The following is a 20,168-nucleotide window of genomic DNA, read 5'->3' as shown; positions in this document are numbered from 1 at the left end:
ATTACATTTTTAATAAAATGTGATAAATGGTAACACTCACTTTTTCACAACTGTGAACTGTTTTTAAGATTCTTTGATTTGCATAATTTGGTTCTAAGTTTTCGAAACTTTCTTTAAGATTTTGAAATTTAACTTCGTAGTTAATAAATGAAATATATTTTTCGTAAAACTCTTGAAATGTACCATTTACGATGTCACAATATGAAATAAGGAATTTCGTTTTTAAACCTTTGTTGTCATAATTTATTTCAAGTTTACTTATGTGATCTTGGATGTATTTTTTATTTAGATATTTGAGATTCAAAGCTTCAATAATAAACTGTATTCTTTTGCTATCTATAACAATTCCATCAATTGATCCTGGTTTAATTCCAGTTGCAGAAACTCCAATCTGTGATTGATCTTTGGTATGGTAACTAATTTCTAGAAGATCTAAAATTTGTTTGGTTCTAGTATTTTCATCTGCTTTCCAAAAAATTTTATTTTCTTGCATTTTACTACATGCATATAATATATCTAAATATAAATTATCTTTTTTATTTTCAATTGTTTTTAAAGTAGGTTCAAGCTCTTTAATGAATTCAATTTCATCCGAAAACCAGCTCTTTAAAATATTTCTGTAACGACTATTTGGTTCTTTAATATTATTTTGATATCCTTCTTTAATCTTAAGCTTTCTTTTTTGAATTATTATTTCTAATTTGTAGTTTTCTATATCGTTTAATTTACCTTCCTCATATAATTTTAATGAATTAATTTGAGTAACAATTTGATTGGTTATATCGCAAAGTAATTTTATAAGATTGCTTTTTGTTTTAGGAGATGCAATGGCTAATCCTGAATATTTGTTATATCTAGTCTTCTCTATTATTGGAAGGGTTCTTGAAAATTTTTCTTTAAGACCTTTGAAAATACTAATATCAAATGGAAATGTCTTAAACCATTTGTCATATATAGATAAAAGAATATTAAAATCTGTATTTTGCTTTTTCTCACCATTACTTAAATAATAGCTATTTATGTGATCAAGAATTATACGTTTCTTTTTTTTATATTTCTTTTCATCCAAACTGTTAACTAGGTCTTTTGCACCATTTAAATAAGAACCCAAAAACAAGGGTTCTCCATGATCTACGGGAAAACTTCCAAATGTGTCAATTACATGGCTTAAATAATCAGTAATTTCTTCTTCCCAATTTGGTTCGTCAATAAATTTTTTTATAAAATCCCAAGTAAAATAGATTTTGTCCGCAGACAATTTTGCAACCTCAGTAAAATCATTTTTATTGAACCATTTTTCATTGATTAATTTTTTGTGGAAATCACAACAAAAAGGAAAATTTTTTAGTCTGCTTTCAAGTCTTTCTAAGACAAGTTGATGATTTTTTTTGCAATGCTTGCAATTTTTTAAATTATGATTTTCATTTTCTATTCTTTTGAAATCAGTTGGTCGTGAAAAGGAGCTTCCAGTAAAATAGTACATTGTGGAATCACAAATTGAAATTTCCTCAATTTTATCAACAAAAAAGATACTATCATTTAACATATGTGTTTGTTATATTGTTATTGCTCTTAATATCCATAAACATTTCATAGACGTTACATTTAGTACAAAGTATTTTATGCTAAGATATGTGATTTTTACAGCAAATGTTTTAATAGATGTGAATTAGCAGTTATATAAATCAAATTTTTGTAAAAGAAGTTTTAAAATATGCTCAAAAGCGAGAATATAAAAAAGTATGGAGTATTAATAGTAAGGCACAAGTGAAAAAGTCAAGACATAAAAAAACTCCATTATTTCTAATGGAGTTTCTTGTGGGCGATGAGGGGTTCGAACCCCCGACCCCCTCGGTGTAAACGAGGTGCTCTGAACCAGCTGAGCTAATCGCCCTAAACAATGCAGTCATTTTCATTTCCTTATTGCGAGTGCAAATATACAGCTAGAAATCGTATCTGCAAGCAAAACTGTAAAAAAAATGAATAAAATATTGAGCCTATTTGCTTTTACGCTCTATCATAGTACTTTATGTTTCGCATGAAACACTACTATTTTTTTGTATTGATTCGTTATAGTCTTACATTTGTGACATAAACAATACATAATGGCAAGGTTCAAAGAAAATGATTTACCAAAATCAAAAATAACTGCAAGTTCTCTCAATAAGGCAATTCTAATATTTCAATATGCTGGAAATCATCGTTGGAAATTTTATGTAGGTTTAATTTTTTTATTATTTACCGGTGCTACTGCTTTAGCTTTTCCAAAATTGATGGGGATGCTTATCGATTGCGTGAAAAATAAGGATAACGCTCAGGCAAACATGATTGCAGGAGGTTTAATAATCATCTTATTTCTTCAATCTATATTTTCGTTTTTCAGATTGTATTTATTTGTCAATTTTACTGAAAACACCTTAGCTAATCTTAGATTATCGCTTTACAGTAATTTGGTAAAACTACCCATGTCTTTCTTCTCACAAAAGCGTGTTGGAGAATTAAACAGTAGAATCAGTTCTGATATAACACAAATACAAGACACTTTAACGTCTACAATTGCCGAATTCTTAAGACAATTTATTCTAATCATTGGAGGTGTTCTTTTATTGGCAAATGAAAGCATCAAATTGACATTGTTGATGTTATCAGTAGTTCCGCTTGTGGCTGTTGCTGCCGTTATTTTTGGACGATTTATCAGGAAATATTCTAAAAAAGTACAAGATCAAGTTGCCGAAAGCCAGGTAATTGTTGAAGAAACCATGCAAGGAATCAGTATTGTTAAGGCTTTCGCCAATGAATGGTATGAAATTGCCCGCTATAATGGTAAAATTAAAGAAGTTGTAAAATTAGCCATCAAAGGTGGAAAATACCGAGGATACTTTGCTTCATTCATTATTTTCTGTCTTTTTGGAGCTATTGTAGCCGTAGTTTGGTTTGGTGTTCGATTGAGCATCAGCGGCGAAATGAGCGTGGGACAATTGATTTCTTTCGTATTGTATTCTACATTTGTAGGAGCTTCTTTTGGAGGAATCGCTGAACTTTATGCCCAAATCCAAAAAGCGATTGGTGCCACGGAAAGAGTGTTTGAATTATTGGATGAAACTCCTGAAAAAATTAATTCAGTTCAAGAGGCTGCTGAAACCCAGAAAATAAAAGGTAATGTTACGTTCAACAATGTAGCGTTCAGTTATCATTCTAGAAAAGAAATTAAAGTATTGAAAGACGTCAGTTTTACTGCCAATTTTGGTCAAAAAATTGCTATTGTAGGTCCAAGTGGAACGGGAAAATCGACTATTGCTTCCCTTTTATTACGTTTTTATAATATTGATGAAGGAGAAATATTAGTTGACGGAAAAAATATTTATGATTTTGATTTAGAAAACCTTCGCGGAAACATGAGTATTGTACCGCAAGATGTTATTCTATTTGGAGGAACCGTCAGAGAAAATATTGCTTATGGTAAACCAAATGCAACCGAAGAAGAAATTCTTACAGCTGCAAAACAAGCAAATGCCTATAATTTTATCGAAAGTTTTCCTGAAAAATTTGAAACTATTGTGGGAGAAAGAGGAATTAAACTTTCCGGAGGACAAAGGCAACGTATTGCAATTGCGAGAGCATTATTGAAAAACCCAAGTATTTTGATTCTGGATGAAGCCACATCATCATTAGACAGTGAAAGTGAAAAACTAGTTCAAGAAGCGTTGGAAATTTTAATGGAAGGAAGAACCAGTATTATTATCGCACACCGTCTTTCAACCATTCGAAGTGCCGATCAAATTTTGGTTTTGGATAAAGGAAAAATTACCGAACAAGGAACGCATCAAGAATTAATAGCTTTAGAAAATGGTATCTATAAAAATTTAAGCAATTTACAATTTAGCAATTCTTAAATTTTATTATTCATTTGGCATAAAAAAACTCCATTCAATAGCTGAATGGAGTTTTTTTATAGAATTTTATATCACTTAACACTTTATTCTATTTTCCCTTTTCTTCTGTTACGTTCTGTTTTTATTAATGTCAATTCACGACTAGTTTGTCCCGCTACCGAAGTATTTTCTTCAGCACGACGAATCAAGTACGGCATCACATCTTTTACAGGACCAAAAGGCAGGTATTTAGCAACATTATAGCCATGAGCGGCTAAATTGTAGCTGATATTATCACTCATTCCATACAATTGACCAAACCAAATTCTATCATCGTTTGTTTTAATCTCTTTTTGCTGCATCAATTCCATTAGAGTATACGTACTTAACTCATTGTGGGTTCCTGCAAAAATTGACATCATATCTAAGTGCTCAATCATATAGCGAACTGCAGCGTCGTAATTTTCATCGGTAGCTTCTTTTGAAGCGCATATTGGCGATGGATATCCTTTTTCTTCTGCACGTGCAATTTCTTTTTCCATGTAAGCACCACGAACTAATTTCATTCCAATGAAGAATCCCTCTTTTTTGGCTTGCTCGTGTAATTTTTTCAGGTAATCCAAACGATCCCAGCGATACATTTGCAACGTGTTGAAAACAATGGCTTTTTCTTTATTGTATTTGCGCATCATTTCGGTCACTAAATCATCCGCCGCATCTTGCATCCAACTTTCTTCACCATCAATAAGTAAGGCAACATTTTTTGCATGAGCATCTTTACAAACCAAATCAAAACGGGCCACTACTCTATTCCATTCCGCTTGCTCTTCAGGAGTTAACGTTTGTTTTTCGCCCAATTTCTCATACAATTCAAAACGACCAAAACCGGTTGGTTTAAAAACTGCAAAAGGAATTGCTTGACGTTCTTTGGCAAATTCAATGGTTTTTAAAGTCATTTCAAGTGCCGCATCAAACTGATCTTCTTCCTCTTTTCCTTCTACAGAATAATCCAAAACAGATGAAACTCCTTTAGTGTACATTTTATCAACTACCGAAAGACAGTCTACTTCATTTACTCCGCCACAAAAATGGTCAAAAACCGTAGCACGTATCAAACCTTCCACAGGAAGATTCGCTTTTAGGGCAAAATTTGTAACCGCAGTTCCTATTCGAACTAGTGGTTGATTATCAATCATTTTGAAAAGAAAATAAGCTCTATCAAGCTCCGTATCACTTTTTAATGAAAAGGCAACTTGCGTATTATTGAATATTTTTTCCATTATTTGTTAAATTTTTGTACAAATATAGACAGAGTTTTGAATATTATTTAGCAAAAATTGCCTTATTTTGCGGTTCCAATTAATCAATACAGATGCAATCAATTCAAGCCAACAGTTATCCGATTCATTTCAACGAAAAAGGATATGAAGCCTTAAACCTTCATTTGACAGAAAATAAGTATTCAAAACTTTTTATTATTGTAGACAGTAAGACGAATGAATTTTGCATACCAAAATTTCTCCCTTTTTTAGAAACCGATCTTACTATTGAAATCATTGAATTTGATGCCGGTGAAGAGAATAAAAATATTGAGACTTGCGTCCAAATTTGGAATGTATTAACGGAACTTGGTGCTGACAGAAAAAGTCTTGTAATTAATCTGGGTGGCGGTGTTGTTACTGATTTAGGCGGATTTGTAGCTTCAACATTCAAACGTGGAGTTGATTTTATTCACATTCCTACTACGCTACTATCGATGGTTGATGCTTCTGTTGGTGGGAAAAACGGTGTTGATTTAGGGAATTTAAAAAACCAAATTGGTGTTATTAATGTTCCAATAATGGTGCTTATCGATACCCAATATCTTGAAACAGTTCCGCAAAATGAAATGCGTTCCGGTCTTGCCGAAATGCTAAAACATGGTTTGATATATGATAAGGAATATTGGGAACAATTTTTAGATTTAAAATCTATAGATTTTGCTGATTTTGATGCATTAATTTACCGTTCTGTCGAAATAAAAAATGAAATTGTAATGCAAGATCCTACTGAGAAAAACATTCGAAAATCATTGAATTTTGGTCATACTTTAGGTCATGCCATTGAAAGTTATTTTCTGGAAAATGAAAATAAAATCACTTTATTGCACGGAGAAGCTATTGCCGTTGGGATGATATTGGAAAGCTACATTTCATTACATAAAAAACTCATCAGTCAAGAAGAGTATTTTCAGATAAAATCAAGTATAAAGTCTATATATGACGACATTATTTTTGATGAAAATGACATCGAACCTATCATGGAATTACTCATACACGACAAAAAAAACGAGTATGGAAACATACAGTTTGCTTTAATAGAAGGTATCGGAAAAATAAAAATCAATCAATCTGTTGAAAATGAATTAATTCTTGAAGCATTTCAAGATTATAAATCTTAATTATTTTTTATGAAAAGGATTGCATTGCGTATATAATATTTTTTACATTTGCATCAATGAAAAAAAGTCAAAACAAGCCAAATTATAGTTCTAATAAAACCCGAAACAATATCTCTTTTTTAAGAATATTGAAACGGTTTTATTCTATTAAAGGAAACTTCAGTTTTGATATTTTTCAATACATGAAAGCAGAAAACGAGAAGCTTCAGATTGTTTATGCAAATATCAGAGTTTGAATTTTAGATTAAGTTATACACACTATTTTAATCTATAATTCTAAAATACAATGAATACAAAATATTCTGATTTAATCAATCAAACCTATTACTTTCCACAAGAAGAATTTACTTTAAACAAAGACAATCTTCAGTTTCACAATATTGATTTGATGAAACTGGTAGAGAAATATGGTACGCCATTAAAATTTACTTATTTACCTCAAATTTCCAACAACATTAACAAAGCCAAAAGCTGGTTTCGTAAATCAATGGAAAAAAATAAGTATGAGGCAAAATATTACTATTGCTATTGTACAAAAAGCTCTCATTTTGAATATATTATGAATGAGGCTTTCAAAAACAACATCCATATTGAAACATCGTCTGCTTTCGACATTAATATTGTTGAGAATTTATTAGCAAACGGTAAAATAAATAAAAGCACGTATATAATTTGTAATGGTTTTAAAAGAGACCAATATATCGAGAACATAGCGCGACTTATTAATACTGGTCATAAAAATACAATTCCAATCATTGATAATTATGAAGAACTTGATTTACTTCAAGGTCAGATTAAAAACAAGTTTAAGATAGGAATTAGAATTGCTGCAGAAGAAGAGCCTAAATTTGAATTTTATACATCAAGATTAGGAATTGGATATAAAAACATTGTTCCGTTTTACAAAAAGGAAATCAAAGAAAATAAGAAATTGGAACTGAAAATGTTGCACTTTTTTATCAATACCGGGATCAATGACAATGCTTATTATTGGAATGAATTAGTAAAATGTATCAAGGTTTACGTAGCATTAAAAAAAGAATGTCCTACTCTTGACGGATTAAATATTGGTGGTGGTTTTCCAATAAAAAACTCATTGGCATTTGAGTACGACTATCAATATATGATTGACGAAATCATCAATCAGATTAAAATAGCTTGTGACGAAGCCGAAGTAGATGTTCCAAATATTTTTACTGAATTTGGTTCGTATACCGTAGGTGAAAGTGGTGGAGCTATTTACCAGATTTTGTATCAAAAACAACAAAATGACAGAGAAAAGTGGAACATGATTGATTCATCTTTCATCACTACTTTACCAGATACTTGGGCAATCAACAAACGTTTTATCATGCTGGCAGTCAATCGCTGGAATGATACATACGAAAGGGTACTATTGGGAGGAATGACTTGTGACAGTGATGATTATTACAACTCAGAACAAAACATGAATGCCATCTATTTGCCAAAATACAATAAAGAAAAACCATTATACATTGGATTCTTTAATACGGGTGCTTATCAGGAAACAATTGGAGGTTACGGCGGTTTGCATCACTGTTTGATTCCACAGCCCAAACACATATTGATCGACAGAGACGAAAACGGATTTTTGGCAACTGAGGTATTCTCAGAGCAACAAACCTCTGAAGACGTTCTGAAAATATTAGGGTACGATAAGAAAAAATAAATTCACAATAATTCAATTAGTCAATTTAAAAATTCGTTAAATTTGAAATACCATTTTTAACATGTTGATTTTTAAGTATTTAAATTTTAAAAAATGAGCAAAGGACCAATCAGTCAGTTTATTGAAAAGCATTATTTGCATTTTAATTCTGCATCTTTAGTTGACGCAGCTAAGGCCTACGAACAACAATTAGCCAACGGTGCAAAAATGATGGTGAGCATGGCTGGCGCTATGAGTACGGCAGAGATTGGAAAGATTTTTTCCGAGATAATCCGTCAAGACAAAGTGCATATTATTTCTTGTACTGGTGCAAATCTTGAAGAAGACATCATGAATTTAGTAGCTCATTCTCATTACGAAAGAGTGCCAAATTATCGTGATTTGACTCCTCAAGATGAATGGGATTTACTAGAAAGAGGTTTAAATCGTGTTACAGATACTTGTATTCCTGAGCATGAAGCATTCCGCCGTTTGCAAAAGCATATCTACAAAATCTGGAAAGATGCTGATGATAAAGGCGAAAGATATTTTCCGCATGAATTTATGTACAAAATGTTACTTTCTGGTGTTCTTGAAGAATATTACGAAATTGACTTAAAAGACAGTTGGATGTATGCAGCTGCTGAGAAAAATTTGCCTATTATTGTACCGGGTTGGGAAGACAGTACCATGGGAAATATATTTGCATCGTATGTAATTAAAGGAGATTTAAAAGCTTCTACAATGAAATCCGGTATCGAATATATGGTTTTCTTGTCAGACTGGTATCCAAAAAACAGTAAAAACGGCGTAGGTTTCTTTCAAATTGGTGGTGGTATTGCTGGAGATTTTCCAATATGTGTTGTACCAATGTTATACCAAGATATGGAAATGCATGACATTCCGTTTTGGAGTTATTTCTGTCAGATTTCAGATTCAACGACCAGTTATGGTTCGTATTCTGGAGCGGTGCCAAATGAAAAAATTACTTGGGGTAAATTAGACATTAAAACTCCAAAGTTTATTATTGAGTCCGATGCTACCATTGTAGCACCTTTAATTTTCGCTTATTTATTAGACTTATAGAATATTTTTATGAAAAGAGTAATTGTTGATTACGCAAAACTTACCAATGAAATTTTAAACCTATTGGTGGATAAATTTCCAGATGGTTATGATGATTCAAACATTATTAGTTTTAGAAACGCTAAAAATGAATTAGTTGAAGCAGTTGAAGTACGAACTGAGGACACTATTTATTTAGTAAAAGTGAGCACTAAACTTGCTGATAGAATTGAAAATTATGATGAAGATGATGAAATAATCATAGACGATGTTGTTGAACCAATCAAAGGTTTAGATTTAGATGACGATATTGATGATGACGATGATGAAGACGCTATCGATAAACCAGATTCTGATTCAGGAGATGATGACGACGATGACGATTCAGACGAAAAAGACTTTTCTGATGAAGATGATGACGAAGAAGATGAGGATTAATTAATCTCATTTTTAAAAATACATTTATAAAGGAACTCAACACGAGTTCCTTTTTTTATTACTTTAGACCTCTAAATACACGCCACAATGACCCATGAAATTTTACACGCCAAACTGAAAGAGAACTTTGGTTTTGAAAAATTCAGACCCAATCAAGAAGATATTATAAATTGTATTCTTTCCGGTCAGGATACATTAGCAATAATGCCAACGGGTGGTGGAAAATCAATTTGCTTTCAATTGCCTGCTCTAATTTTTACTGGAATTACAATCGTAATTTCCCCGCTAATTGCTTTGATGAAAGATCAAGTAGATGGCTTGAAAGCAAACGGAATTGAAGCCTGTTACATCAACAGCAGCCAAACCGAAGAGGAACGACAGTTTTATTTGGAACGTTTAAAATCTAACACAATTAAGTTAGTTTACATTGCTCCCGAAAGTCTATCTTTTCTGGATTCTATCTTCAACAGTTTAAGCATAAGCCTCATTGCAATAGATGAAGCGCATTGTATTTCGTCTTGGGGACATGATTTTCGACCAGCGTATACTAATTTAGGATATCTAAAAAACCGCTTCCCTTCCACTCCAATTTTAGCTTTAACTGCCACAGCCGATAAAGCTACACGCAAAGACATTAGCGAACAATTAAATTTAAAAAACCCTAGATTATTTGTAGCTTCTTTTGATCGAAAAAATTTAAGTTTAGAAGTGCGTCCCGCTTTAGACAGAGTCAAACAAATTATAGATTTCATTCAAGAAAAACCAAATGAATCTGGAATTATTTACTGCTTAAGCAGAAAAACAACAGAAGAACTTGCAGATAAACTACAAAAAATTGGTATTAGTGCAAAAGCCTATCATGCTGGTTTAGACACTAAAATTCGCTCTAAAACACAAGACGAATTTATCAACGATGATTGTAAAGTGGTTTGTGCAACCATTGCTTTTGGAATGGGAATTGACAAATCAAATGTGCGCTGGGTCATTCATTATAATTTGCCGAAAAATATCGAAGGTTATTACCAAGAAATTGGTCGTGCCGGTCGAGATGGTTTGCCATCAGAAACAGTATTGTTTGAGAGTTATGGCGATGTGATTCAATTGCAGAAATTTGCCTCCGAAGGCTTAAATGCCGAAGTGCAACTGGCTAAACTGGAGCGAATGAAACAATATGCAGATGCTTTAAGTTGTCGCAGAAAGATATTGCTTTCCTATTTTGGGGAACTCATTACTGAAAATTGCGGAAATTGTGATATTTGCAAGAATCCGCCGCTGTTTTTTGATGGAACGGTGATTGCTCAAAAAGCATTATCGGCAATTATTCGTTTGCAGGAAACAGAACCTTTACCTGTAATCATTGACGTTCTACGCGGTTCAAAGAATGCTTATATCTACGAAAAACAGTACCAAAATCTGAAAACATACGGCGTTGGAGTTGATCTTTCGTGGTTTGATTGGAATCAATATTTAATCCAACTCATCAATCTGGGCTATTGCGAAATTGCTTTTCATAAACAAAACAAAATCAGATTAACGGCTCTTGCTAAAAAAGTATTGTTTGAAGGCGAAAAAGTACAACTAACCACGGTTCAGAAAATCAATATTGAGAAGCATGAAGTCAAAGAAACGAAAAGTAAATCGGTTGTAAATTCACTTTTTGAAACCTTACGAAAATTGCGTTATGAGATTTCCAAAGAAGAAGAAGTTCCTGCTTATGTAATTTTTAGCGATGCGGCTTTACGCCAAATGGAAACCGAAAGACCTATGAGTGATACCGAATTGTTAGCAATTGATGGCGTTGGTAGAGCAAAACTGGAAAAATATGGTGATGCTTTTATCAAAGCAATTATTGATTTTCAAAAATCTAAAGTTGTCAGAAAAAAGAAAGAAGCCACAACTTATAAAGCAACATTAGAACTTTATAAAAGTGGATTGTCAGTCGAGGAAATTGCCCAAAAAAGAAAATTAGGTTTAAGTACGATTATGTCGCATTTAGCGAAACTTTATGTTGATGGAGCTGATGTAGATTTGAATCCGTTTATCTCAAAAGAAGAAGTTTCTCAAATTGCTGAAGCGCAAATAAAACTGGAATCGCCAAATGCCTTAAAACCTTATTTTGATTATTTAGAAGAAAAAATAGATTATGGAAAAATCCGTTTGGCATTAGCAATACTAGAAAAAGAAAATACAGCACTTTAAAAAACTTAAAATGATCAATTCATTCCCTCCTTTTGTAAATTCTCAAACCGAAATTTTGATTTTGGGAACAATGCCTGGAATCGCCTCTCTGGAAAAGCAGGAATATTATGCACATCAAAGAAATCATTTTTGGAAAATAATGTATACGCTATTGCATAATTTACCAATATCTGAAAAATTCGAGGAAAAAATACAATTACTCCAAGCGAATAAAATAGGACTTTGGGATGTTTTAGAAAATTGCGAAAGAAAAGGAAGTCTGGATATTCATATCAAAAATCAAAAGGAAAATGATTTTGAAACCTTGTTTAGAGAATTCCCAGGAATCACTAAAATCATTTTTAACGGAAAAGAAAGTCATAAATACTTTCTGAAAAAATTTGGACAAATAGAAGGCATCACGTATTATGTGATGGCTTCCACTAGTCCTGCTAATACCATGTCATTTGAAAACAAGCTGAAAATTTGGTCAACTTGCTTCGAATAAATTATAAATATCTTTCTTGAAAAACTTTTTGATGGTGTTTTAAATGACCTATAATTATAAAAGCAATTGCACGAACTGAGACAACTGCATTAGAAGCTGTTCCGGTTCTTTTCATTTGCTCTTCTGAAAAGCTTTTAAAAAGAAATAAATTAGCATGTCTAACCGCTGAGAATTCTGCTAATAAATCCTGAATATTTCTACTATTAGCGTCCGTATTATCTACATAATGATTCTCATCAAAACCCGGTAAAGGCGTTTCATCATTTCTGGAAATTCGCAATGCTCTATAGGCAAAAATGCGCTCTGTGTCTATGATGTGCTGAATAATATCTTTGATTGTCCATTTTCCTTCGGCATATCTATAATCAAATTTATCCATCGGAATATTTTGTACAAAACGAATAAAATCGTGAAGAGAAATTTCTAATTCTTCAATCATTTCAACATTTCCGGCAGCTTGAATATAAGTTGCATTAAAACTTGAATACTCGTTTACAGGCAATTGATCTGTTTTCATTTTTTTATAATTAAGCTGAATTTCTACTGGCATTTGTGTTTCCAAAAAGAGAACGGGTAACGATTTTTTCGTATACTTTTATTAAAGCTTCATCTGGCTTATCCTCTTTGTTTAATTCATTTATACGAAGTAATGCATATTGTTGTATTGTCAACAATGGCAATACTATACGCTCTCTTATTTGTATTGATGCTTTACCATCAGGGTAATTTTCCATAAGCTCTTTGTGACCGGCAATTTTCAAAAGTAATCTTTTTGTTTCTAAAAATTCGTCATAAATTATTTGCCAAAAAGCACCAAATTGAGGATCTTTTTTCATGTAAGCCGTTAATGGAAAAAATGATTTTGCCAATGACATCATACTGTTTTCTAACAAGGTTTTAAAGAACAACGAATTATCATATAAATCTTGAACTTTATTCCATTGATCCGTATCTTCAAAATGCTTTAAAGCAGTACCTACTCCAAAAAATCCGGGTACATTTTGCTTCAACTGACTCCAAGAACCCACAAAAGGAATCGCACGTAAATCAGCAAAATCTAAATGCTCCGATTTACTTCTTTTAGATGGACGACTTCCAATATTTGTTTTAGCATAATACTTCAACGTACTCATTTGCTCCAAATACGGAATGAATTTAGGATGATTTTTAAAACTCAAATACTTTTCATATCCTAAACCTGCTAATTGATCTAAAATATCTTTTTCATTAACAGTCAACTCATTTTGTCCTTTACTAAAGACCTGATTGGTTACACCGGCACTTAACAAATTCTCCAAGTTATAACGACAAGAATCTAAAGTCCCAAAATTAGAACTAATCGTTTGTCCCTGTACCGTAACCTGAATCTCGTTATTTTCAATGTTTGGACCTAATGAAGCATAGAATTTATGTGTTTTTCCACCACCACGAGCTGGCGGTCCACCACGGCCATCAAAGAAAATTGCTTTTATGCCATATTTTCTAGAGATTGCAGTAAGCTCCTCTTTTGCCTTGTAAATACTCCAATTGGCCATTAAATATCCGCCATCTTTTGTCCCGTCAGAAAAACCAAGCATGATTGTTTGCTTGTTATTTCTGTTGGTCAAATGCTTAGCATAAGCAGGATTTGTATATAATTTCTCCATGATTTCATGCGCGTTTTGCAAATCATCAACAGATTCAAAAAGCGGAATAATATCAACGGATGGATTTTCCCAATTACTCAAACGGAATAATGCAAAAGTCTCCATCACATTAAGAGCACTTTCGTTATTACTTATTATATAACGGTTTGCACCAAATTCCCCATTATTTTCTTGAATCGTTTTTATGGCTTGAATTGACTCAATTGTAGATCTTGTCATCTCATTTTCAAATACAATCGGGTCAAGATTACCTTTAACTTTAGACAATACAGAAAATTTCTCTTCTTCAGAAAGCTCATAATAATTTTTAGGAAAAACTAATGTATTCGAATTTGAATATAATCCTACTACGTCTTTAAAAACGGCATCGTGTATTTTACTGTTTTGACGAATATCTAAAGACGCAAAGTGAAAACCAAACAGATTAACTTTTATCAAAAGCGCATCTAATTCATCCAGATATAAAGACTGGTGTTGGTCTATAACAATTTGTTTTATTTTATTCAATTGCGATTTAAATTCATTCAAAGTGATAAAAATTTCACCTTTAGAATAAAAAACTGACCTGTAAAGTTTTTGTTCTAATTCGGTCACCAAAGTATCTACACCTGAGAAAGTTAATTTTCGTTTTAAATTTCTCATTTCTACGTAATAACACTTTAAAATAGACGTTCGTAAACGTTCCGCCACTTTCAAAGTTATCTCCGTTGTCACAAAAGGATTTCCATCACGATCACCACCTGGCCAAAATCCAAGTTTAATCAATGGATTTTTTATGGAGTCACCATTATATATATTCTTTTGAAGATAATGCACCATCTCTCCAGAAGTTTGATAAAACACATTTTCAAGATACCAGATTAAGCTTACCGCTTCATCAAAAGGATTTGGTTTTTCGTTTTGAATAAAAGGCGTCTTACCTAATTGAGCCAACAATTGCTTAATATCCAGTAAGTTGTTTTTTCGAATAGCTTCTGTCAAATCATTGATAATCCCAAGAACAGCACCAGGATAAAATTGCGTAGGATGCGCAGTCAAAACCGTTCTCACATTGAAATCTTCCAGAAAATCAATCAATTCTTCTTTCTTGTCTTTTGCATCTGACTTTTCCTTGATATCTCTTAAAGAACCTCTTCCTTCCATATTATTAACAACTGGAAAAGCAGCGTCCTCAATAGCATCAAACAATACAATTTGACGTTCTATATATTGAATGAAACGAAACATTAAATCAATTTTTTCTGTTTCTGAAGCACTCTGCATATATCTTTTTGCAAAAAAGTCGACTATTTCCTTAGGTGTTTCCTGTTTCTTGAAACCGATTTCACAAACATCTGTAAATAAAGGAAGTAAAACCCCTGTATTATCTATAGAATCAAAGGGTAATGTTATAAAAACACTATTATAAATATTGTATTTAGAAAGAACGTCCTGATTGAAACGTTCAATTTTTGGTAGCGTGTACATAATCAGTTGTAGTTGGTTTAGTTAGTTAATTTGTCATAAAAAAACCCCAAGAATTAACTTGAGGTTATATTTATAATATAGCGTGTTCAAGATTAATTACATATTTTTAAAAATAGTATGCATCAATCGCTTTTTATCATTTATGCTTTCCTCAAGTGAGATCATAGTTTCAGTTCTGTAAACACCCTCAATATCATCAATCATAAAGATAACGTCCTTAGCATGCTTGGTATCTTTAGCTCTAATTTTACAAAAGATATTGAATTTCCCTGTGGTAACAGAAGCTACGGTCACAAAAGGAATTTCATTAATCCGCTCTAAAACAAATTTAGTTTGAGAGGTATTGTTTAGAAAAACACCAACATAAGCGATAAAAGAATATCCTAATTTATCATAATCAAGAACTAATGAAGATCCCATGATAATACCGGCATCTTCCATTTTTTTAACCCTTACATGAACAGTTCCTGCAGAAATCAATAATTTTTTTGCAATATCCGTAAAAGGGACTCTTGTATTGTCTATCAACATATCTAAAATCTGGTGATCTACTTCATCTAAACGAAATTTACTCATAATTCTTAAATTAATATTATTAATTGCTATAACAAAGTATAAAAATATACATAAAAACAACAAAAAGACATAAATATTAAATTTTTATCATTCCGTTAACAAATTTTATGTTATTATCTAAATAAAAATCAGCTTTTTGATTCAATTTAGGAATATTATCAAAATTATCTTTATACAGAGCTCCTTTAGCATCGTATTCAAAATGACCAAAATAATTCTCTAAATTTCCTATTTGTGAAACATAGGCATTAAAACAAACCCGATTTTCAATTAACTCCTCTTTGTATTGAGATGCAAAATTGGTGATTATTTCGATACCATCATAATTTATTTTGATGTTTTTATACATAAAATCATAAAAAACGACTTTATTTTGAGGAATATTCAAATATTTATTAATTCCGTTGCTAACTATAACGTTTTCGCAAAGTGATGTAAAACTCAAAATCAGCGCCATAAAAACAAATTTACGTGTTTCTTCTCTTTCATAATCATTTACAAAATGCCCAGCTTCAAACAATAAAGTAGGCACTCCTAAATACTGAAACGTATCTCCAATACAGTTGATATTAAACGAATCATCAAAACGACCAATTTGATTTGGCAAATATTCCTGAAGCACTTCATTTATACTCGCAATCAAATTGATAGCTTTCAATCTAGAATCGTTAATTTCTCGTTCTTCATTATATGATGGCGCCAAAAATGACAATGTAGCAGGTTTACCCGTATCGTTTACGCCAAAAATAGTACGCTGATCATGAAGATTAAAGCAATAATCCGGCTTAAAAGTCTCGAAAGTCTCTCTTAAAAGCTTGCTTTCTGGCTGTGTGAGATCTTGCGAATCTCGATTTAAGTCTACTTTGTTAGCATTCTCCCTTGTATATAATGTTGCCCCATCCGGATTCAACATTGGAATACTACAAAAAGTAAATGTATTTAGTAATTTTTGAGCCAATTCTGAACCACTATGCAATACATTTAAAAAGTCAAACAACGCTTTTGTAGTTGTACTTTCATTTCCATGCATTTGTGACCAAAGAAAAATTCTAGTTTTACCTGCTCCGATTTCATACGAATAAATAGATTTTCCAAGAACTGATTTACCAATAATACTTAGTTGATTATTGGTGTTTAATTTTTGTAATAATGGCTCAATCGAATCTAAAGTTATGTAACGACCTCGAATAGATTCTTCTTTATATTGACTGAATAACTGTTCTAAATTCATGCTGTTTTATTTGATTTACAAAAGTAAACATCTTTATATTTACATTTGTAAACTATTCGTAATTCACATATTTCAATGATGTAAACAGTTTTTAGCGTCTAGCCCGGCTAAACCCACTTCCTATAATTGACAATTGTTATCTATTTTTAGAATGCAAATTATATTATTATTTATCAGACAGTTAAATGTATTTATATCATTTTAAACTTTACATTATTTACTGTAATAAATACTATTTACACTTGTAATTTTGGTGTTTCAATCTATTTTAATTACATTTGTAAATAGTTAATTTTCAGTATTAATTTACAATGGTAAACATAGAAGATTTTATAAAAAGATTAGAAATTATACTGGATTACTACAGTTTGAATGCTTCTTCTTTTGCTGATAAAATTGGCGTACAGCGTTCCAGTTTGTCTCACCTACTTTCAGGAAGAAACAAACCCAGCTTGGATTTTATACTTAAAATATTGGAGGTTTTCCCCGATGTGGATTTGTATTGGATTTTGAATGGAAAAGGAAACTTTCCCAAAAATTCAGAACAGTTTGATAAAAAAGAAAACAGCGTTGAGCAAATTGTAAAACAAAATATTGCTACTCCTCCGTTTACTGAAATAATTCCTGAGAATTTATTTTCGGAAATAAAAATTCCAAATCCAATTTCTGCATTGGAAACAAAAAAAATAGAAAATCAAAATAGCTCCAAAGAATTGCATTCTGATGAAATTGATAAAATCGTAATTTTTTATAAAAATGGAACTTTTAAAAGTTATATCCCCGATTAAAAAAATAACCCCAATTCAGATTTCCAAATTGGGGTCATTCAAAAAAAAAACTAAATTGTAATTTTATTTTCTTAAAAAAAACTGAAGTTACACTAGCTTCGACTTCTACATATTAATCGCACTAAGCGAAAAGCAACATCAAAAAAGCGGAGCTAACAAATAAACTTTTCGCGTGAATCATTTTTAGAATATAATTGTATTTACGGAAAATTCAAAGTTTTGGTTTTAACCTTTTAATACTATTATAACTTTTGCTAAAATAAATATCCTTTTTCTGGAATTTTACCTTCAACACCTATAAAATGTTTTTTCAAAATAGTCATATCGCTTTCGATATTTCCAGAAGGGAAAACTGGATTTCCTAAATTTACCTCTTTCTTACCAAAATCAAAAGCTACAGGAATAATAGGAACATTTGCTTTCAAAGCAATATAATAAAATCCGGTTTTTAGTTCCGTAACTTTTTCACGGGTTCCTTCCGGAGCAACAGCCAAACGAAAAATTTCCTTTCTTTGGAAAATTGCCGCAATAGAATCGACTTTGTTCAAACCTCCAGAACGATCCAATGGTTCGCCGCCCATATACCTAAAATAAAATCCGAAAGGAAAACGAAACAATTCCTTTTTACCAACCCAGTTCATTTCTAATCCAGTTATTCCTCTGGTAAAAATTCCCAAATAAAAATCATGCGCACTTGTATGCGGCATCACCATCATGACACATTTTTTGATATCCGCATCAATTGTCCCAACTATTTTCCAACCCATAAGCTTGAAAAATATCCATTTGTAAAATTGTTTCTTCATTCTTTATTATTTAGTACAAAATAAATAATTTATATCTTATTTTTGGGTAAAACTGCCAGCAATGATTAAAAAAATATTCAGTTATCTAATTCCAATAAAAATTTATGAGACCAAATCTTCGTTGAGTAAATCAATAGAGGTGACTTGGGCAAATGGGGAATTGGTTTTAGATTCTGAAAATGCAAATTATTCGTATGGCAGTTTGCAGCGCATCTTAAGATTAGGATTAAAAAACATTGGCTATGAAAAAATAGTTCCAATGAATCATATTTTAGTTTTGGGAGTTGCCGGCGGAAGCGTTATAAAAACTTTGGTTGATGAAATAAAATATAAGGGAAAAATCACTGGAGTAGAAATTGACCCAGAAATAATAAATATAGCCAACACCTATTTTAAATTAGATAAAGTAAAAAATCTTGAAATAGTAATTGATGATGCTTTCGAATTTGTTTTAAAAACCAAAACCAAATACGATTTAATTATTATCGATATTTTCCAAGATACTACAATGCCTAATTTTCTATTTGAAACTTTTTTTATCAATAGAATTTGTTCCCTTTTAAAAAGTCGTGGTTTTATTCTTTTCAATACAATGCTATTGAACGAAAGCCAAAATCTAAGAAATAAAAAATACGTTTCTGAATTTTACAAAAACCAATTTAAAATAAGAACCATTCCTAGAGTTGAAGTCCATAATGAGTTGATTGTTATTGAAAAAATAGCCTAAAACAAAAGCCTTTTTATTTTATCATTCTCCTGGCTTTTTCTAAATCTTCCGGAGTATCAATTCCAATTCCGACATGAGTGGTTTCAATCATTTTTATTCTTTTTCCAAATTCAAGATAACGCAATTGTTCCAGTTTTTCTGATGCCTCCAAAGATTGCATTGGTAAACTATAAAAATCTAATAAAGCTTGTTTTCTAAAAGCATAAATCCCGATGTGTTGCATATAGCGAACGCCCACATTTTTCTCTCTTGGATATGGAATTACCGAACGTGAAAAGTACAAAGCAAATCCGTTTTGATCCACTACCACTTTTACATTATTAGGATTATTGATATCGTCTTCATTTGTGATTTCGCGCATCAAAGAAGCCAAATCCACTTTTTTATCCAAATCATTTTTAAAAACTTCAATCACTTTTGCCAAAGGTTCTGCATCAATAAATGGTTCGTCTCCTTGTACATTGATTACAATATCAACGTCCAGATTTTCGACTGCTTCCGCAATTCGATCACTCCCCGATTCATGTTCTTTGATACTTTGAATAGCTTTTCCACCGTGAGAAACGATTTCATTATAAATTAAATCGGAATCCGTTACCACAAAAACATCATCAAACAATTGCGTATTTATGGCTGCTTCATAAGTTCTTAAAATGACCGTTTTACCTCCCAAATCCTGCATCAGTTTTGCGGGAAATCGTGTCGAAGCGTAACGGGCGGGAATGACTGCTATTATTTTCATTTTTATATGGAATTA

General features: G+C 31.7%; 18 protein-coding genes and 1 tRNA gene. 10 read left to right on the top strand and 9 right to left on the bottom strand.

What is annotated here, in order from left to right; genetic code table 11:
- Window position 1 precedes the first annotated feature (1 nt).
- Window positions 2-1,546, bottom strand: coding sequence for a hypothetical protein (locus QLS65_RS12930; protein ID WP_282718244.1), 1,545 nt, complete (start codon window positions 1,544-1,546; stop codon window positions 2-4).
- A 273-nt stretch (window positions 1,547-1,819) separates the two neighbouring features.
- A tRNA-Val gene (locus QLS65_RS12925) sits at window positions 1,820-1,894 on the bottom strand.
- A 211-nt stretch (window positions 1,895-2,105) separates the two neighbouring features.
- On the opposite strand from QLS65_RS12925, the gene QLS65_RS12920 reads away from it, so the two are divergent.
- On the top strand, window positions 2,106-3,893 hold the full coding sequence (locus QLS65_RS12920; RefSeq protein WP_282718242.1) for an ABC transporter ATP-binding protein: 1,788 nt from the start codon (window positions 2,106-2,108) through the stop codon (window positions 3,891-3,893).
- Window positions 3,894-3,976: 83 nt separating this feature from the next.
- Here the strand turns inward: QLS65_RS12920 and QLS65_RS12915 are convergent, their stop codons facing one another.
- Entirely contained in the window at window positions 3,977-5,152 is a 1,176-nt protein-coding gene (locus QLS65_RS12915; RefSeq protein WP_282718240.1) for a proline dehydrogenase family protein, read from the bottom strand.
- Window positions 5,153-5,244: 92 nt separating this feature from the next.
- Here QLS65_RS12915 and aroB point away from each other — a divergent pair, with 92 nt between their 5' ends.
- From aroB to QLS65_RS12880, 7 genes are all read left to right on the top strand, one after another.
- A complete protein-coding gene (gene aroB, locus QLS65_RS12910) occupies window positions 5,245-6,312 on the top strand; it encodes a 3-dehydroquinate synthase (RefSeq protein ID WP_282718238.1) in 1,068 nt (355 codons plus the stop codon).
- Window positions 6,313-6,368: 56 nt separating this feature from the next.
- Window positions 6,369-6,548: a hypothetical protein gene (locus QLS65_RS12905; protein WP_282718236.1), complete on the top strand. Its 180-nt coding sequence runs from the start codon at window positions 6,369-6,371 to the stop codon at window positions 6,546-6,548.
- Between the two features lie 50 nt (window positions 6,549-6,598).
- Window positions 6,599-8,002: a type III PLP-dependent enzyme domain-containing protein gene (locus QLS65_RS12900; protein WP_282713038.1), complete on the top strand. Its 1,404-nt coding sequence runs from the start codon at window positions 6,599-6,601 to the stop codon at window positions 8,000-8,002.
- Between the two features lie 93 nt (window positions 8,003-8,095).
- Window positions 8,096-9,067, top strand: coding sequence for a deoxyhypusine synthase family protein (locus QLS65_RS12895; protein WP_282718233.1), 972 nt, complete (start codon window positions 8,096-8,098; stop codon window positions 9,065-9,067).
- A 9-nt stretch (window positions 9,068-9,076) separates the two neighbouring features.
- Window positions 9,077-9,484: a DNA primase gene (locus tag QLS65_RS12890; RefSeq protein WP_121342003.1), complete on the top strand. Its 408-nt coding sequence runs from the start codon at window positions 9,077-9,079 to the stop codon at window positions 9,482-9,484.
- An 87-nt stretch (window positions 9,485-9,571) separates the two neighbouring features.
- Window positions 9,572-11,683, top strand: coding sequence for a DNA helicase RecQ (gene recQ, locus QLS65_RS12885; RefSeq protein ID WP_282718231.1), 2,112 nt, complete (start codon window positions 9,572-9,574; stop codon window positions 11,681-11,683).
- Between the two features lie 10 nt (window positions 11,684-11,693).
- A complete protein-coding gene (locus QLS65_RS12880) occupies window positions 11,694-12,170 on the top strand; it encodes a DNA-deoxyinosine glycosylase (protein WP_282718229.1) in 477 nt (158 codons plus the stop codon).
- A 1-nt stretch (window position 12,171) separates the two neighbouring features.
- Here QLS65_RS12880 and QLS65_RS12875 read toward each other — a convergent pair whose 3' ends face one another.
- The 4 genes from QLS65_RS12875 to QLS65_RS12860 form a co-directional block, all read right to left on the bottom strand.
- A complete protein-coding gene (locus tag QLS65_RS12875) occupies window positions 12,172-12,687 on the bottom strand; it encodes a DinB family protein (RefSeq protein ID WP_282718227.1) in 516 nt (171 codons plus the stop codon).
- A gap of 10 nt (window positions 12,688-12,697) precedes the next feature.
- Entirely contained in the window at window positions 12,698-15,283 is a 2,586-nt protein-coding gene (locus QLS65_RS12870; protein WP_282713043.1) for a phosphoenolpyruvate carboxylase, read from the bottom strand.
- 96 nt (window positions 15,284-15,379) lie between these two features.
- Window positions 15,380-15,859 carry an Lrp/AsnC family transcriptional regulator gene (locus QLS65_RS12865; RefSeq protein WP_114755272.1) on the bottom strand — a complete coding sequence of 160 codons (480 nt, stop codon included), beginning with the start codon at window positions 15,857-15,859 and terminating at the stop codon, window positions 15,380-15,382.
- A gap of 76 nt (window positions 15,860-15,935) precedes the next feature.
- A complete protein-coding gene (locus QLS65_RS12860; protein WP_282718225.1) occupies window positions 15,936-17,090 on the bottom strand; it encodes a M14 family metallopeptidase in 1,155 nt (384 codons plus the stop codon).
- Window positions 17,091-17,401: 311 nt separating this feature from the next.
- Between QLS65_RS12860 and QLS65_RS12855 the strand changes: the two genes are divergently transcribed.
- Window positions 17,402-17,878 carry a helix-turn-helix domain-containing protein gene (locus QLS65_RS12855; protein WP_282718224.1) on the top strand — a complete coding sequence of 159 codons (477 nt, stop codon included), beginning with the start codon at window positions 17,402-17,404 and terminating at the stop codon, window positions 17,876-17,878.
- 254 nt (window positions 17,879-18,132) lie between these two features.
- On the opposite strand, the gene QLS65_RS12850 is transcribed toward QLS65_RS12855, so the two are convergent.
- Window positions 18,133-18,684: a 1-acyl-sn-glycerol-3-phosphate acyltransferase gene (locus tag QLS65_RS12850; protein WP_121341997.1), complete on the bottom strand. Its 552-nt coding sequence runs from the start codon at window positions 18,682-18,684 to the stop codon at window positions 18,133-18,135.
- A 61-nt stretch (window positions 18,685-18,745) separates the two neighbouring features.
- Between QLS65_RS12850 and QLS65_RS12845 the strand changes: the two genes are divergently transcribed.
- Entirely contained in the window at window positions 18,746-19,411 is a 666-nt protein-coding gene (locus QLS65_RS12845) for a spermidine synthase (RefSeq protein ID WP_282713049.1), read from the top strand.
- Between the two features lie 13 nt (window positions 19,412-19,424).
- Here QLS65_RS12845 and kdsB read toward each other — a convergent pair whose 3' ends face one another.
- On the bottom strand, window positions 19,425-20,153 hold the full coding sequence (gene kdsB / locus QLS65_RS12840; protein ID WP_282718223.1) for a 3-deoxy-manno-octulosonate cytidylyltransferase: 729 nt from the start codon (window positions 20,151-20,153) through the stop codon (window positions 19,425-19,427).
- Window positions 20,154-20,168 lie beyond the last annotated feature (15 nt).

The organism is Flavobacterium algoritolerans (genome assembly GCF_030010385.1).
Taxonomy (GTDB): domain Bacteria; phylum Bacteroidota; class Bacteroidia; order Flavobacteriales; family Flavobacteriaceae; genus Flavobacterium; species Flavobacterium algoritolerans.
The sequence above is the reverse complement of the archived record's forward strand: the minus strand, read 5'-3'. Positions and strand labels throughout refer to the sequence as shown.

Excerpts from the sequence above, each read along its gene's own strand:
- QLS65_RS12930 (WP_282718244.1), bottom strand. The coding sequence starts at position 1,546 with ATGTTAAATGATAGTATCTTTTTTGTTGATAAAATTGAGGAAATTTCA.
- QLS65_RS12920 (WP_282718242.1), top strand. The coding sequence starts at position 2,106 with ATGGCAAGGTTCAAAGAAAATGATTTACCAAAATCAAAAATAACTGCA.
- QLS65_RS12915 (WP_282718240.1), bottom strand. The coding sequence starts at position 5,152 with ATGGAAAAAATATTCAATAATACGCAAGTTGCCTTTTCATTAAAAAGT.
- aroB (WP_282718238.1), top strand. The coding sequence starts at position 5,245 with ATGCAATCAATTCAAGCCAACAGTTATCCGATTCATTTCAACGAAAAA.
- QLS65_RS12905 (WP_282718236.1), top strand. The coding sequence starts at position 6,369 with ATGAAAAAAAGTCAAAACAAGCCAAATTATAGTTCTAATAAAACCCGA.
- QLS65_RS12900 (WP_282713038.1), top strand. The coding sequence starts at position 6,599 with ATGAATACAAAATATTCTGATTTAATCAATCAAACCTATTACTTTCCA.
- QLS65_RS12895 (WP_282718233.1), top strand. The coding sequence starts at position 8,096 with ATGAGCAAAGGACCAATCAGTCAGTTTATTGAAAAGCATTATTTGCAT.
- QLS65_RS12890 (WP_121342003.1), top strand. The coding sequence starts at position 9,077 with ATGAAAAGAGTAATTGTTGATTACGCAAAACTTACCAATGAAATTTTA.
- recQ (WP_282718231.1), top strand. The coding sequence starts at position 9,572 with ATGACCCATGAAATTTTACACGCCAAACTGAAAGAGAACTTTGGTTTT.
- QLS65_RS12880 (WP_282718229.1), top strand. The coding sequence starts at position 11,694 with ATGATCAATTCATTCCCTCCTTTTGTAAATTCTCAAACCGAAATTTTG.
- QLS65_RS12875 (WP_282718227.1), bottom strand. The coding sequence starts at position 12,687 with ATGAAAACAGATCAATTGCCTGTAAACGAGTATTCAAGTTTTAATGCA.
- QLS65_RS12870 (WP_282713043.1), bottom strand. The coding sequence starts at position 15,283 with ATGTACACGCTACCAAAAATTGAACGTTTCAATCAGGACGTTCTTTCT.
- QLS65_RS12865 (WP_114755272.1), bottom strand. The coding sequence starts at position 15,859 with ATGAGTAAATTTCGTTTAGATGAAGTAGATCACCAGATTTTAGATATG.
- QLS65_RS12860 (WP_282718225.1), bottom strand. The coding sequence starts at position 17,090 with ATGAATTTAGAACAGTTATTCAGTCAATATAAAGAAGAATCTATTCGA.
- QLS65_RS12855 (WP_282718224.1), top strand. The coding sequence starts at position 17,402 with ATGGTAAACATAGAAGATTTTATAAAAAGATTAGAAATTATACTGGAT.
- QLS65_RS12850 (WP_121341997.1), bottom strand. The coding sequence starts at position 18,684 with ATGAAGAAACAATTTTACAAATGGATATTTTTCAAGCTTATGGGTTGG.
- QLS65_RS12845 (WP_282713049.1), top strand. The coding sequence starts at position 18,746 with ATGATTAAAAAAATATTCAGTTATCTAATTCCAATAAAAATTTATGAG.
- kdsB (WP_282718223.1), bottom strand. The coding sequence starts at position 20,153 with ATGAAAATAATAGCAGTCATTCCCGCCCGTTACGCTTCGACACGATTT.